This window comes from Streptomyces sp. CRN 30 (assembly GCF_034105845.1).
The window spans coordinates 1-13,970 of the sequence record NZ_JAVRHI010000543.1 but is presented as its reverse complement, the minus strand read 5'-3'; the positions used below and the strand labels follow the sequence as shown (position 1 = coordinate 13,970).

At 73.1% G+C, this 13,970-nt stretch carries 14 protein-coding genes; 6 read left to right on the top strand and 8 right to left on the bottom strand.

What is annotated here, in order from left to right:
- The 3 genes from UW392_RS63150 to UW392_RS63140 form a co-directional block, all read left to right on the top strand.
- Window positions 1–184 (top strand): transposase (locus UW392_RS63150; RefSeq protein ID WP_320784549.1); only part of this gene is annotated, 184 nt, incomplete at its 5' end.
- A gap of 78 nt (window positions 185–262) precedes the next feature.
- The gene (locus UW392_RS63145; RefSeq protein WP_320784548.1) at window positions 263–922 is read left to right on the top strand and encodes a polyprenyl synthetase family protein; all 660 of its coding nucleotides are present in this window, start codon (window positions 263–265) and stop codon (window positions 920–922) included.
- A gap of 166 nt (window positions 923–1,088) precedes the next feature.
- Window positions 1,089–3,461 (top strand): hypothetical protein, encoded by a 2,373-nt coding sequence (locus tag UW392_RS63140; RefSeq protein WP_320784547.1) that lies wholly within the window; start codon window positions 1,089–1,091, stop codon window positions 3,459–3,461.
- 102 nt (window positions 3,462–3,563) lie between these two features.
- Here the strand turns inward: UW392_RS63140 and UW392_RS63135 are convergent, their stop codons facing one another.
- The 3 genes from UW392_RS63135 to UW392_RS63125 form a co-directional block, all read right to left on the bottom strand.
- Window positions 3,564–4,007 (bottom strand): MerR family transcriptional regulator, encoded by a 444-nt coding sequence (locus UW392_RS63135; RefSeq protein ID WP_320784546.1) that lies wholly within the window; start codon window positions 4,005–4,007, stop codon window positions 3,564–3,566.
- Between the two features lie 67 nt (window positions 4,008–4,074).
- On the bottom strand, window positions 4,075–5,358 hold the full coding sequence (locus tag UW392_RS63130; protein ID WP_320784545.1) for an MFS transporter: 1,284 nt from the start codon (window positions 5,356–5,358) through the stop codon (window positions 4,075–4,077).
- Window positions 5,359–5,393: 35 nt separating this feature from the next.
- Complete coding sequence (locus UW392_RS63125; protein ID WP_320784544.1) at window positions 5,394–6,461, bottom strand: ScbA/BarX family gamma-butyrolactone biosynthesis protein; 1,068 nt, start codon at window positions 6,459–6,461, stop codon at window positions 5,394–5,396.
- A gap of 170 nt (window positions 6,462–6,631) precedes the next feature.
- Here UW392_RS63125 and UW392_RS63120 point away from each other — a divergent pair, with 170 nt between their 5' ends.
- From UW392_RS63120 to UW392_RS63110, 3 genes are all read left to right on the top strand, one after another.
- Complete coding sequence (locus tag UW392_RS63120; RefSeq protein ID WP_320784543.1) at window positions 6,632–7,261, top strand: ScbR family autoregulator-binding transcription factor; 630 nt, start codon at window positions 6,632–6,634, stop codon at window positions 7,259–7,261.
- Window positions 7,258–8,253, top strand: a complete 996-nt coding sequence (locus UW392_RS63115; RefSeq protein ID WP_320784542.1) for an NAD-dependent epimerase/dehydratase family protein — start codon at window positions 7,258–7,260, stop codon at window positions 8,251–8,253. Before UW392_RS63120 ends, UW392_RS63115 begins: the two co-directional genes overlap by 4 nt.
- Window positions 8,254–8,389: 136 nt before the next feature.
- Complete coding sequence (locus UW392_RS63110; RefSeq protein ID WP_320784541.1) at window positions 8,390–9,409, top strand: LysR family transcriptional regulator; 1,020 nt, start codon at window positions 8,390–8,392, stop codon at window positions 9,407–9,409.
- Here the strand turns inward: UW392_RS63110 and UW392_RS63105 are convergent.
- From UW392_RS63105 to UW392_RS63085, 5 genes are all read right to left on the bottom strand, one after another.
- Entirely contained in the window at window positions 9,309–10,148 is an 840-nt protein-coding gene (locus UW392_RS63105) for a TIGR03619 family F420-dependent LLM class oxidoreductase (protein ID WP_320784540.1), read from the bottom strand. The genes UW392_RS63110 and UW392_RS63105 overlap by 101 nt on opposite strands.
- A gap of 169 nt (window positions 10,149–10,317) precedes the next feature.
- Window positions 10,318–11,571, bottom strand: coding sequence for a serine hydrolase domain-containing protein (locus UW392_RS63100; RefSeq protein WP_320784539.1), 1,254 nt, complete (start codon window positions 11,569–11,571; stop codon window positions 10,318–10,320).
- Between the two features lie 41 nt (window positions 11,572–11,612).
- Window positions 11,613–12,317 (bottom strand): HAD-IA family hydrolase, encoded by a 705-nt coding sequence (locus UW392_RS63095; RefSeq protein WP_320784538.1) that lies wholly within the window; start codon window positions 12,315–12,317, stop codon window positions 11,613–11,615.
- Entirely contained in the window at window positions 12,314–13,255 is a 942-nt protein-coding gene (locus UW392_RS63090) for a sugar phosphate isomerase/epimerase family protein (RefSeq protein WP_320784537.1), read from the bottom strand. The genes UW392_RS63095 and UW392_RS63090 overlap by 4 nt, the downstream gene beginning before the upstream one ends.
- Window positions 13,252–13,824: an SDR family oxidoreductase gene (locus tag UW392_RS63085; RefSeq protein WP_320784536.1), complete on the bottom strand. Its 573-nt coding sequence runs from the start codon at window positions 13,822–13,824 to the stop codon at window positions 13,252–13,254. The genes UW392_RS63090 and UW392_RS63085 overlap by 4 nt, the downstream gene beginning before the upstream one ends.
- Window positions 13,825–13,970 lie beyond the last annotated feature (146 nt).

Sequence of the window (13,970 nt, the reverse complement as noted above, 5' to 3'; positions counted from 1 at the left end):
GCTGGTCAACTCCCTCAAGGGCGTCAGCTCCCGCTACCTGCGCGCCGAGTACACCGGGCGCGTCAACCGGACGGGGATGGGTTCGGTCTTCTGGTCCCGCTCGTATTTCGCGGCGTCCTGCGGCGGAGCGCCACTGTCGATGATCCGTCAGTACATCGAGGGGCAGCGCCGTCCTCTGTCATGACGTCACCGAACAACGCCGCTCCGCGCCGTTCCGTTTTCCCGCCCCGGCTGGAGCCGGGGATACCCAACGGAGGAACTGATGGACGTGTACACGGCGGCACTGCTCGCCGCGCACGCCGGACAGAGCCTGGACATCCAGGGCCACGCCCACCAGATGGACCTCGCGGTGGCCGCCGCGGACCCGCGGCCCCTGCTGGAGACCCTGCGGCTCACCCACCGGCTCAAGTCCGGCGCCGTCGAGGGCGCCTGCCTGCGGATCGCCGCCCTGGCCGGCGGCGCCTCCCCCGCGGTGCAGCACGCGCTCAACGAGTACGGCACCGCCGTGGGCTGCGCCTACCAGATCAGCGACGACGTCTGCGACCTCACCGGCGTCCCCCGCGCCGGGCAGGCGACCAAGCGCGTCGGCGAGGACCTCCTCAACGGCAAGGTGACCATGCCGCTCGCGCACGCTGTCGGCCTGCTGCCCCGCCGCAGGACGCGCCACCTGTGGGACGAGGTCGCCCGCGGCACCGACGCGGCCGGTGTACGCCGGATCGCGGAGGAACTCCGCGCGTGCGGCGCGGTCGACGCCTGCGCCGACGAGGCACTCTCCACCCTGGAGCGAGCCTGGCGGCGTCTGGCGCCCCTGCTTCCCGACACAGCCGACGACAACGAGGCCCTCCACGCCATCGCGCGGCACGCGATCCGGCGCAACCTCTCCCCCACGGAGCACACCGGACCGGAGCCCACCGGGCCCTAGCCCCCGGAAAGTCGGTGCCGTCAGCCCGGGACCACGAGGCCGGATATGTCCTTGTGGTGATCTTTGATCCGCGTTGCTGTTGTCATGTACAGGCTAATCCCAGCAGTCGCTCCATGCTCCGATGCCACCGATCTCGCACATCACCACCACGCTCAAGGGGGAACGTATGAGACCGAGGAGAAGAGGTAGAGGTACGGCCCTGACGGCGTTCACCGCCACAGCCGCCACCCTGGCCCTCTCCTGGGCGCCCGTCGCCCAGGCCGCACCACCACCCACGGCCGCACCCACGGCCGCAGCCACCGCGCGGCCCGACGCCGCTCCGCCGCCCGACGCCTGCACGCTCGGCGACGAAGGGGCCCGGTGCCTCGACGTCGACGCACGACTGGACCACGCGCCCGCCACGGGCGGGGACGCGACCCTCACCGTCACCCTGCGGACCTCGGCCGAGCTGGACGACGTCGCCGTACGGGTGGAACTGCCGTCGACCCTCGCCTGGCGGACGGCGCCGGACGGCTTCACCGAGGAACGCGCAGCCTCCGACCGGCCGGAGGCGTACGGCGCGGTCAACGCGGCCGAGCGCGTCCTGGATGTCGAGGCCGGCCGGAAGATGACCTTCCGCTCCACCGTCACCGCGCTGCGCGCCGCGCCCACGTCGATCCGGGTGCAGGCCGTGTCACCCGACGGGGAGCCCTACAGCAGCTGGCCCGAGATCGTACCGCTGACGGTGGGGAACACGGGCGAGAAATCCTTCCTCGGCTACGGGGAAGGGCCTTTCCGGACGAAAGCCGTCCCCTCCGACGCCGTCCCGGCGAAGAAGAAACCGCGCTCCGCGACGGCCGGCGAGAACGGGCTGCCCGAACCGCACACCGACGAGGCGCGGAACCCCGGCGTGCAGGCGACCTCCTGCGTCCAGGGGTCGTGGGCCTACATGATCGGCGACGTGGTGCACCCGTCGAGCAACTTCGAGGTGCAGGTCTGGGACGAGGACGGCCTCTTCGACGATCTGCTCGCGGTCGGCATCACCGACGGCAGCGGCGCGTACGACATCTGCTTCGAGAACGACGACGGCGTGTTCGGCGGCGGCGTGGACCTGTACGTCAAGTTCGTCGCGTTCAACCAGTCCTGGAGCGTACGGGACGACGACGATGACCCGTACGAGTTCCAGTTCGAGACCCGGGGGAACGTCGCCGACGGCGCCACGGTGAACTACGGCCGCCGGATGCCGTCCGACCCGAACCTGTTCCGCGCGCTGCGCGTCTTCGACTACGCCGACGAGGCGGCCGTCTGGACGCCCGGCCGCTGCTGGGACCGCGACGACACGGACTGCTTCCACATCGGGATCCTGTGGCCCACCGACGACCCGTCCGCCTTCTACGACCCGGACGACGACCGGGTCCACCTGCCCGACGACCGTGCCGAGCAGCCCTGGGTCGTCGACCACGAGATCGGCCACGGCGTGATGGACGACGTCTACGGGGGCTACCAGCCGGACATCGGCGAGGCGTGTTTCGATCACCAGGTGGGCGGCGAGGAGAGCCCGGAGTGCGCGTGGGTGGAAGGCTTCGCCGACTTCTACGGCACGATGGTCGTCGACCTCTTCGGCCACGACGAGCCGTTCGACTTCCGCACCCCCACCTGGGGCGACCCCGCGGACTGGGACAACGGGCCGAACGTCGAGGGCCGGATCGCCGGCGCGCTGATCGATCTCATCGACGATGACGACGAACTGTACTGGGACGACTTCGCCGAGGGCGAGGCCAACGTCTGGGAGACCTTCCTCGACCACCGCTCGGACCACTTCCAGCAGTACTGGCAGCAGCGCACGGCGGACGGCTACGACGTCGGCGACGGCCCGATGAGCGCCCTCTACCAGAACACCATCGACATGGGGTTCCGTGACCCGCTGACCAGCGGCGCCGAGAAGACCAGGCCGTCGCCCAACCCGCCCGGCCACCACAACTACCGCTACGACACCAAGTTCCGCTTCTGGTCCGTCGTCGCCGTGCGGGCGGGCACGGGCACCGACTACGACCTGGAACTCTACGACGACCGGAACATGACGCAGAAGCTGGGAGACAGTCTCTCGGGCGTCGGCTTCACCGACTTCGTGGCTGTGGACTCCAACGTCGACAACCGCGAACTCGGCGACTACTACCCGCGCGTGACCCACCGCGTGGGCGGCGGCGAGTACACCGTCGAGGTCTCCGACACCGGCAAGATACTTCCACTGACCGGTGACAGCCGCACCATGGGCGCCGACGACGTGGTCGAGGTCTGGGACACCTGCACCGACACCCCGCAGACCATCACCGTGACCCCGTCGGACGCCGGTCAGGACGCCGAGCTGTACCTCGTGGACTCCGACCCCGGTGCGGGCACCTCCTCGGTGAAGGGCCGCCAGGACATCCTGACCGGCTCGGTCACCGGTGACCCGGGCGAGCCCGAGACGGTCACGCTCACGCCGAGCGGCCTGGACTGCTACGGAGTGGTCCTGATCAACCGGGCCGGCAGCGGGACGTACTCACTGTCCGTCTCCTGACACGGTCCACCGGCTCCACGGCCCGGCCCCGTGACGTGCTGCGTCACGGGTCCGGGCCGGGCCGTGGAGTCGGCCGTCAGAGGGGAGAGCCGCCGAAGCCGGTCACGCCGCCGCCCGCTCCCGCTCCCTCTCCGTCTCCCGCGCCCCGGCGCGGCGCGGGCAGGCGCGATCGTCGGAGCGGGCGGCGCGCGTGCGCAGTTCGCCGAGCCTGTCGAGGAGTCGGGAGCGCACGTGGGTGAGGTTGTCGATGCGTTCCTGGATCACCGCGAGCCGCTGCTCGAAGACGGCGATCTTGGCGCCGGGATCGGCGCAGCCGTGGTCGTCGAGCAGTTGGTCGCGCAGGCAGTCGTCGACGGCCAGCAGATCCTCGGTGGTGAGGCCGGCCGCCAGCAGCAGCCGGATGTTCGCCACCACGCGCACGGCGTCGCTCCCGTAGGAGCGGTAGCCGTTGGAGGTGCGCTCGGGGTGCAGCAGGCCGTGCTCCTCGTAGTACCGCAGGGCACGTGTGGTCGTCCCGGTGGCATGTGCGAGTTCCCCGATGCGCATGGGTGACAGCCTTCCTGACGGGTCTTCTGGCGGGTATCCGGTTGAAGGGACGACGGTATTCCGGTGGTCAGGCGGTCTCCGGAGCCGGTGCGGTCGCGGCGGGCCGTGGCTCGGTCGCGGCGGGCCGTGGCTCGGCCGTGGCCGTGGTTCCGGCTGCCGCGCGGCGGCGTGCCCCGGCGGCCTCGGCGACGGCGATCACCAGGGCGATCAGAGCGACCAGACCGCCCGCCACGGGCAGCCAGCGCAGTCCGGCACCGGCGGCGAGGAGCCGGCCACCGAGCCAGCCGCCCAGCGCCGTGCCGAGGTTGAACGCCGAACTCTGCACGGTCAGGGCCAGCGTGCGGGCCTGCTGCGAGGCCACGTTCAGCAGGCGGGTGTTGACCGCCGGGATCACGGCGTAGTAGGCGAGGCCGAACAGGAACAGGAAGGCCACCGCCAGGGCCGGTACGCCGGTGGCCGCGCCGAGGAGCAGCAGCGCGACGGCGAGTGCGGCGACGGACAGGGAGATCGCGCCCAGCACCGAGCGGTCGGTGAGCCGGCCGCCGACGAGGTTGCCGGCCGTGCCGCCGATCCCGAACAGCAGCAACAGCACGGTGACCGCCGATTCGCCGAAGCCGACGGCGTCGGTGAGCAGCGGGGTGACATAGGTGTAGGCGGTGAAGGACGCGGCGGCGGCCAGGGCGGTGACCCCGGTGACGATCTGCACCCGGCGGTCGCCCAGGACCTTGAGTTCCCGCAGCCGGCCCTGGTCGTCGGCGGCGGAGATGCCCGCGGTGTCGGGGGCGAGCGCCGCGACGGGAACGGTGATGGCGAGGGTGAGCGCGGCGACCGCCCAGAAGGTGGCGCGCCAGGTCAGCCACTGGCCGAGGGCGGCGCCGATGGGCAGGCCGGCGATCATCGCCAGGCTGAAGCCCAGCGAGACGCGGGCGACGGCCATGCCGCGCTTGTTGGGCGGCACGACGTCCGCCGCGATGCCGAAGAACAGCGGCATCAGGGCCGAGTGGGCCAGCGCGGCGAGGATCCGGCCGGTGGCCAGCGCCCAGAAGGACGGTGCCAGGGCGGAGACCACGTTGCCCAGGACGTAGGTGAGCATCAGGGCGATCAGCAGCCGGCGCCGCCGCGTCCGCCCGGTGGTCAGGGCGAGGACGGGGCCGCCGATGACGACGGTCAGGGCGAAGGAGCTGACCAGCAGGCCGGCCGTGGAGAGGGAGACACCGGCGTCGTCGGCGATGTCCGGCAGCAGGCCCGCGATCATGATTTCGCCGGTGCCGAGGGTGAAGGAGCACAGGGTCAGCAGGGTCAGCGCCCAGGTGACGCCCCGCCCGGTGAAGGAGGTCTGTGGTGAGTTCATGGAAGGCAGCTTCGACATTGACGTCAGGGTGAAGGTCAAGCCGACGGCGCGAGCGGGCGGGCGCCGATGACGGCCCGGGTGCCGTTCGCACGGGAGGCGGGGGCGGGTACGGAGACGCGGGCGGGGGCGGGTACGGATCCGCGGGCGGGGGCGGATGCGGGGGCCAGGGCCACGGACGCGGTGAAGCAGGTGCGGTCGAACTGGCGTGCCGTCACCCTCAGTCGGCCCGGGGCAGTCCCGTCCTCCTCCGTCTCGACCCAGCAGGGGGCGTCGAACTCGACGTACTGGTGGAAGCGGGTGTTCATGGTGACGGCTCGGGCGCCCTGGGCGGCGGAGGCCGCGTGGGCGGCCTGGCGTGCGGCGTCGAGCAGCAGGATGCCGGGGACGTGGTCGACGGGGTGGTCGAAGAGGATCGGGTGCCGGGTGTCGACCCGCAGCCGGTGACGGCCGGGGACGTCGGTGGCCGACAGGACGACGTCGCGGGGGTGTTCGCGGCCCACCTGTCTGTAGTGCACCGGCGCCGGTGGTTCCGGCAGGTCCCGCAGGGCGTGGTCGAGGTCGGCGTACCGGGCGCGCAGCCGCCGGTAGACGGCGGCGGTCTGGATGGTGAAGCGGGTGGTGGCGGTGCCTATGAGGCCGTCTCCGCGCAGCGCCCGGAAGTGGACGGTGACCGCGGCGGCACGCGGCCCGCGGCGGACGACCTCGGTGCAGCGGGCGTGCAGGACCACCTCGCCGGAACGGAGCGGCGGGGGGCCGTCGGTGGGACGGGGCGCGGCGAGGGAGTAGTCGTAGGTCTCCCACAGCAGGTGGTGTCCGAGGGGGACGTCGTACGCCGCGTGCGAGAGCAGGGGCAGGCACTGCCGGACGGTCTCGCTGAACAGCAGCGGATCGACGCCGCCGCCCCCGGCCGCGCCGGTCGCGCCGGTCGCGCCGGTCGCGTAGAAGGCGTGTACGGCGGGCCAGTCGGCCTTGATCAGGAAGCTGTCGGGGCCGGTGCGCCGCCAGGCGGTGAGGAGCGTCTCGTCCGCGTGGTGCTTGTGCACGTACCGCTGCGGTACGGGGGTCCAGGACGACGGGGCGGCTGACTCGGCGGTGCTGATCACGCGCGGGTACCTCATCTCGGACAGGGCGGACCGTACGGGCGCGGCGGCGCTCGCACGGCGGTCGTGTCGGTTCGTCGAGATACTATAAAGGGCGATCGTTTTGTTTTTGTTGCTGTTGCTTGTCATTCCTTTGTAAATTGTTGCCCTCTTCTACGACTCGGAGCTGCTCGATGACACGGCCCAAGCAGGAGCGCGCGGTCCGCACCAGGGAGGCGATCCTCATGGCGGCGGCGGAGATGTTCGACGAGTTCGGCTACTCCGCCGCCGGCGTCAGCAAGATCCTGCAACGGGCCGGGGTGACCCAGGGCGCGATGTACTTCCACTTCAAGTCCAAGGAGGATCTGGGCCGCGCGGTCCTGCTCGAACAGGCCGCCACGCTGACGCTGCCCGCCGCGCCCGGCGGACTCCAGCAGCTCATCGACCTCACCCTGCACCTGGGCTACGAACTGCAGCACAACGTGCTGCTGCGGGCCGGGGTCCGGCTCGCCGTCGAACAGGGCGAGGCGGGTCTGCTCGTCGACTTCACCGTCTACCACATGTGGATCGACCTCTTCCGCGCGGAGCTCGACCTCGCCCGGGAGCGCGGCGAGTTGCTGCCCCAGGTGGTGGGCGCCGAGTTCGCCAGGGTGCTGGTCGCCTCTTTCACCGGCACCCAGCTGATGTCCCACCTGGAGTCCGGGCGCCGGGACCTGCCCGAGCACATCGCCGTGCTGTGGAACTACCTGCTGCCGGGCATCGCCACCCCCGCGACGCTGGCGCGGCTGACCGTGGACGTGGAGCGCGGGAAGGCCGCGTCGTGACCGGGGCACGGGTGCTGCTGACCGGCGCGACCGGCTTCATCGGCTCCACCGTGCTCGACGCCCTGTCCGGCGCCCGGGAAGGCGGTGCGGACGCCCTGTCCTCCGGCACTCACGAAGGCGGTGCCGCGGGCGTCGCGGTCACGGCGGCCGTGCGTACTCCGCCCACGGACCGGGCGCCGCTGCCCGGCGTGCGGTGGGCGCGCGCCGACCTGACCGACCCGGCCTCGCTGCGGGGCCTGGGCGACGGCTGTGACGTCCTGCTGCACCTCGCGGCCCGGGTCGGCGGTGACGCGCGGACCTGCGCCGCGGTGAACGTGGACGGGACCGCCGCCCTGCTGGAGGAGGCGCGCCGGGCGGGAATCGGCCGCGTCGTACTGCTGTCCACGGCGGCGGTGTACGGCGCGGGGCCGCACAGCGGCATCGCCGTCGACGAGATCGCGCCCGAGCCGGTGTCCGACGCCAGCCGCACCCGGCTGGCCGCCGAGCGCCTGGTGCTGGCGGCGGGCGGCACGGTGCTGCGGCCGGGACTGGTCCTGGGCACCGGGGACCGCTGGGTGGTGCCCGCGCTGGCCGAGCTGGTGCGGCGGGTGCCGGCCCGCTGGGACGGCGGCCGGGGCCTGCTGTCGGTGGTGGACGTCCACGATCTCGCCCGGCTGATCGCGACGCTGGCGCGGGCCGCGCGGCTGCCCGGCGGCACCCATCACGCGAGCCATCCCGAACCCGTGCGCGTCGGTGACCTGCTGACCGCGCTGGCCGGGTACGGCGTACTGCCCGAACCGCCCGCGCGCGACTGGCCGATGGGACGGTGCCTGGCGGAGCTGGCCGGCACCCCGGGACGGGTGAGTGAACGCCAGTTCCGGCTGCTGGCCGAGGACCACTGGTACGACAGCGGAGAGATCTGGCGACTGGCCGGCTGTGTGCCGGGAGCGGGGCCGACGGCGGGTCTCGCCGACGCCGCGCCCTGGTACCGGTCGCTGCTCGCCGGGAAGTGACAGGCTCGCTGTTTCTGTGTCTTCATGACTATGACCGGCGTCACTTACAAAACGATCGTTCTGTTTGTATTGTGCCTCGGTGATCAGTCGACCCCTTGATGCGACCATCCCTCACCGAGGAGACGGAGGAGACCGCGTGACGCGCGGAACAGCGCTTCACCGGGAGGCCCTCGCGGATCACCGGGAGGCCCTCGCGGACATCGGCATACGCCATCTACGGGCCTTCCTCGTGCTGGCGGAGCACCTGAGCTTCACCCGGGCCGCCGCCTCGCTGGGCACCACCCAGCCGTCCCTGACCCGCTCCATCAACCGGCTGGAACAGGCCCTGGGCGCACGGCTGTTCCACCGCACCACGCGCACCGTCCGGCTCAGCGAGACCGGCACCGCGTTGCGGGACGAGCTGAGGGACCTGCTGCCCCGGCTGGAATCGGTCCTCGCGCCACGCCAGGACATCCAGGCCCTGCGGATCGGCTTCAGCTGGCTCTTCCCCGACGAACTGCTGCAGCACACGATCGACGGGTTCGAGCGGGCGTACGGCATCGCGGTGGACCTGGTCCGCCGCGACGAGCGCCACGCCGGACTGGACGAGGGCACGGTGCAGTTGGCGGTGGTACGCGGCCGGCAGACGGCACCTGGGCTGCGGACCGTGCCGATCGCCCAGGAACAGCGGATCGCGGCCGTCGCCCGGAGGTCCCCGCTGGCCCGCAGGGCCTCGGTGACCTGGTCCGAACTGGCGGAGCACCCGGTGCTGATCAACACGGTGAGCGGGGCCACCCGGCCGCAGGACTGGCCGGAGGGCGCGCGCCCCACCGACGTACTGCCGTGCGGCGGATTCACCGAGTGGCTGGAGCTCATCGCCGCCGGTCACGGCGTCGGTGTAGTGCCCGATCTGGCGCTGCGGCGCAACCTGCATCCCGGTATCCGGTTCATCCCGATCCTCGGCGCGCCGCCGATGCCGCTCTGGCTGGCCCGCCCCGCCACCGGCGCCCATCCACTGGCCCTGCGGTTCATGGAGCGGACGGCCAGGGCGGCGGAAACGGCGGGGACACCCGGGATCATTCCCCCCGCCATGCCGCGATCGCCATCTCGTACCGCTCCAGGGCACGTTCCACCACGGCCCGCCCCGCGGCGGGAAGCAGGGTCAGCACCCGGGTGACACCGGCGCGTTCGGCGCGCTCCAGGACGCGCGGATCGTGCGGGACCCCGGCCAGCACCACCGGCAGCGGGCCGCGCCCGGCGTCCTCCGCCCGCCGGCGCAGTTCGGGAACGCGCTCCAGCGTACGGGCGAACGTCTCCTCGTCACCGAAGTCGGGCAGCCAGGCGTCACCGTAGCCCAGGACCCGTTCCAGTACGCGGGGTCCCATGCCGCCGACCATGACCGGGGGGTGCGGCCACTGCGCGGGCTTGGGCCAGGACCAGACCCGTTCGAAGCCGACGTCCCGTCCGGTGTACGAGGCTTCCGTCCGGGTCCAGACCGCCCGCACCGCCTCGACGTGCTCGCGCATCCGCCCGAAGCGGCGTTCCGGGTCCACGTCGTGGTGGCGCATCTCCTCCACCGCCCACCCGGCGCCGACCCCGAAGTCGACGCGCCCGCCGGACAGGTGGTCGACGCTGGCGACGGTCTTCGCCAGGACCAGCGGGTCGTGCTGCGCCACCAGGCAGATGGCGCTGCCCACCCGCAGGGACCGGGTGGCGCAGGCCGCCGCGGTCGCGGCCACGAACGGGTCGAGTGTCTCCCGGAACCTGTGCGGCATACGGGCCGACCGGTCGCCGGCCACCGCGTGGGTGTGCTCGGCGAAGTACAGGGCGGCGTGCCCGTGTTCCTCCAGCAAGCGGGCGAGCGGCCCCGGCGGCATGGTGGCGGGGGTGGCGAACACGGAGGCGCCGGTGTCCATGGGTGGCTCCAAGAGAGGGGCGAAAAGAGGTTGGAAGAGGTTGGAAGAGACCGCAAGAGATTGGAAGAGAGACGGGGGCAGGTGGGCACCGGCGGTGCCCAGGGCTCGTGGCCCGGACGTCCGCCGGTGCCGCCGTCGCCGGGACCGGTCGGTCCCGGCGACGGCTCCGTCACGCGCCGAGCCGGGTTATGGCCCGCGCGAGAGCTTTCAGCAGCGAGGAGGCCCGCTTGTCGTCGGGGCCCACCGCTATCAGCCGGTTGGTGATGTAGGAGACACCGACGTCCGCGCCGGGCCAGGCCAGGTGGGCCGACCCGCCGCCGCCGTCGTGGCCGAAGGAGTCGCCGTCCACGCCGGGGCGGGGGGTGGACCGCAGCCGGAAGCCCGCGCCGCCGTACACCATGCGGATGTCGATGAGCGGGTCGGTCTTGCGCACGTACTCGCGCCGCGCGTCGTCCAGCACCTCCCGGGAGAGCAGGAGGTGTTCCTCGCCGGGAGCGCGCCGGGCGTCGGCGGCGAGGACGGCGTACAGCCGGGAGATGGCCCGCGCCGTGCCGATGACGTTGGCCGCGGGGATCAGCTCGGTGCGCCGCTCGGGGCGGTTCCAGACCATCTCCTCGTGCGGGAAGGGGATGGGGTTCTGCCAGATCCGCTGGGTCATGGGGTCGTCGCTGGTGAAGAACCCCGTGTACTGCTCCAGGAAGTGGGCGCCGTACTCCAGCCGGGCCACCTCGCCCGCCCGTGCGACGGGGATGCCGTAGCCCATGTCGAGTCCGAGGGGTCCGGCGATCTCCTCGGCGAAGAACCGGTCGATGGGCCGCCCGTCGACACGGCGCAGGACCTCGCCGGCGATCCAGCCCGCGGTGTACGGGCCGTACAGGATGCCGCCGGCCCGGCCGTCCTCCTCCGGTGCCTGGTCGGCGATGAGCCGGGCCATGGCCAGCGGGTCGGTGATGTCCTCCTGCCGCAGCGGCGCCCGGACACCGGGCAGGCCCGCGGTGTACGTCATCGTCTGCCGCAGCGTGATGTGTTCCTTGCCGTGCCGGCCGAACTCCGGCCAGTAGCGGGCGATCGGCGTGTCGAAGTCGATCAGGCCCTTCTGCACGGCGACGAGCAGCGTGATGGCCACGATGCCCTTGCTGCCGGAGAAGATCAGCGACTTGGTGCCGGGCTCCCAGGCCCGGCCGGTGCCGGGGTCGGCGACACCGCCCCAGATGTCCACCACCTTCTCGCCGCGCCACCAGGCGCTGAAGGCGCCTCCGAGTTCCTCCCGCTCGCTCAGGTTGCGGTGGAACTCCTCGCGCACCTCCTCGAAGCCGTCGGCGACGTGGCCCTCGACGACGGGGACGACGGGGACGGCGGGGACGGCGGCGTCGAGGGGTGTGGGGGCGGGGGCGGGGGCGGTGGTGTCGGGCAGGGTTGTCATGGGTGAGATCGCTCCCTCAGGTGCGTCGTACGGACAGGAGGTCAGGGACGGGTCGCCGGTTCGGACAGGGCCAGGGCCAGGGACAGAGACAGGTGCAGGGCGCCGCGGCCCGCACCGGTCGCGGTCACCGTCACCGTCACCTCGCGCAGGTCGGTGACGCGGAGCCGGCCCTCGGCCGCCGGCCCACGGTGGGCGCCCACCACGACGGGCGTGGCACCCGCGGCGGCGGCCGCGAGCAGGCCGGCCTCGGCGTCCTCGAAGACGACCGTCTCCGACGCCGGCACCCCGAGGGCCGCCGCGGCGGCCAGATACCCCTCCGGGCTGGGCTTCCCCTCGCGCACGTCGTCGGCGCTGATCAGCAGGGGCGGCAGCGGCAGGCCGGCGGCCGTCATCCGGCGGTGGGTCAGTTCCCGCCCGGCGGAGGTGACCACGGCCCACCGGTCGTCCGGCAGGGCGGCCAGCAGCTCCGGCGCGCCGGGCACCGGGACGACTCCGTCGACGTCCTCCACCTCCTCGGCGACGAGCCGCGCGGTCTCGGCCGCCGCGTCGACGCCGGCCGGGGCGTACCGGGCGACCGTCTCGGCGGTGCGGCGGCCGTGCGCGGTGGCGAGGATCGCTTCGGCGTCGAGGCCGTGGCGGCGGGCGAACCGGCGCCAGGTCCGTTCGACGACCACGGTCGAGTCGACGAGCGTGCCGTCCATGTCGAGGAGCAGGGCGTCCGGGGCGAGCCGGGGGTACGACGTCATGGGGTTGCCTCATTCGGGTGGGTGGGGGCGGGGTCCGGTGCCGCGCCCGGCCCGGGAGCGGGCGCCCCCGACCGGGAACGGGCCCAGGCGAGGTCCCGCAGCGCGCGGGCGGTGTCGCCGTCGCGGTGGTCGTTCTCCAGGACGAGGGCCCGCGGGGCGGGGCCGTGCGCGGCGACGGCGGCCAGGACGTCGTCCAGCCGGGCCTCACCGGTGCCCAGCGCGAGGCTGGCGGCCGTGTCCGGGCGGCCGTCCTTGAGGTGGAGCTGGTCGGCGAGGTGGGGTCCCAGCTCTGCCGCCCAGCGCACCGGGTCCCGCCCGGCCAGGGCCAGGTTGAGCGGGTCGAGCAGCAGCCGGAAGCCGGGGTTGGCGACCGCCTCCACGAGAGCGGCGGCGTCCCGCGCGGTCAGCGCGTTCTCGCTGGCGAGGACCAGTCCGCGGGCGGCCGCCTCGGTGGCCGCCCAGGCCAGTACGCGGGCGGTGTCGCGCAGGTCCTGCGGGGTCTCGATGGCGCTGCGCCGGAAACTGGGCACGAATATCAGGGGCACGCCGTAGGCACCGGCCGCGTCCAGCAGCCGGACCAGGGTCGTACGGACCCGGGTGCCGTCCGCCGTGTGGCGCGGGGCGGTGAGGCCGATGTCGTTGAGGGTGTTGGCGGTCATCGCGAGCAGGACGACACCGGTCTCGGCGCTCGCCTGCCGCGCCGCCTCCGCCGTGCCGCGGAAGTCGGCACGCGGGCCGCGGCGGGGGCCGCCGAGGTCGAGCTGGACGCCGTCGGCGCCGAGCCGGGCCGCGTAGCGGACGGCGGCCTCCGCGCCCTCGACGGGCAACCGCCAGGCAGCGAGGCCCACGGCCGCGGGGGATACGGGGTCGGTGGGTACGGGGTCCGTGGGTACGGGGTCGGTGGGTAAGGGGTCCGTGGGTACGGGGTCGGTGTTCACGCGGGGACCTCACGGGCCGGGGTGACCGGGCGGGTCTCACGGTCCCGGGCCGGTGGGCGGGTGTCGCGGCTCTGCGAGGCCGGGTGGGTCTCGCGTACGGAGTGCCAGCGGCCGGCGGCGTCCACGACGAGGCTGTCCCCGTGGTGGCGGGACGCGGCGTCGCCGACGACCAACTCCCCGGCGAGCGCGGCGAAGTGCCCGGGAGTCATGTAGTCGCCGTAGTCGAACCCGGCGGGCCGGCGGCGGCGGATACCGGGGGTGTCCACCATCCCCGCGGGAAGGGCCTGTACGACGCGGACGCCGTCCGGCCCCTCCTCCTGGGCGACCGAATCGAGCAGCGCGCTGCCCGCTGCCTTGGTCGCGGCGTAACCGGACCGGCCGGGGCCGGCGTTGTAGACCACCTCGGAGGAGATCCCGAGGAACAGTCCCCGTCCCCGAGGGGCGCGCCGCAGGACCGGCAGGGTCGCCGCCAGGGTCAGCCAGAGACCGTGCAGGTTGACGTCGACCTGGCGACGCCACTCGTCCTCGGCGACCTCGCCGAACGGAGCGCGCCGGGTTCCGTAGGACACGGCGGATTGACATCCTCGCCGCCCTGAAGGACGGCGATTCCCGCCTACCGCGCCGTTGAAGGCTGCGGTGTCGGGTGGGTTCCTGCTTCGCTGCGCGGCGCCGGGACGAGTCCCGGTCTTACCTGCGCTCCACAGGCTGTCACCGC

What these genes read in the sequence shown, in the direction of transcription:
- UW392_RS63145 (WP_320784548.1), top strand. Translation starts at nt 263, where the DNA reads ATGGACGTGTACACGGCGGCACTGCTCGCCGCGCACGCCGGACAGAGC.
- UW392_RS63140 (WP_320784547.1), top strand. Translation starts at nt 1,089, where the DNA reads ATGAGACCGAGGAGAAGAGGTAGAGGTACGGCCCTGACGGCGTTCACC.
- UW392_RS63135 (WP_320784546.1), bottom strand. Translation starts at nt 4,007, where the DNA reads ATGCGCATCGGGGAACTCGCACATGCCACCGGGACGACCACACGTGCC.
- UW392_RS63130 (WP_320784545.1), bottom strand. Translation starts at nt 5,358, where the DNA reads ATGAACTCACCACAGACCTCCTTCACCGGGCGGGGCGTCACCTGGGCG.
- UW392_RS63120 (WP_320784543.1), top strand. Translation starts at nt 6,632, where the DNA reads ATGACACGGCCCAAGCAGGAGCGCGCGGTCCGCACCAGGGAGGCGATC.
- UW392_RS63105 (WP_320784540.1), bottom strand. Translation starts at nt 10,148, where the DNA reads ATGGACACCGGCGCCTCCGTGTTCGCCACCCCCGCCACCATGCCGCCG.
- UW392_RS63100 (WP_320784539.1), bottom strand. Translation starts at nt 11,571, where the DNA reads ATGACAACCCTGCCCGACACCACCGCCCCCGCCCCCGCCCCCACACCC.
- UW392_RS63095 (WP_320784538.1), bottom strand. Translation starts at nt 12,317, where the DNA reads ATGACGTCGTACCCCCGGCTCGCCCCGGACGCCCTGCTCCTCGACATG.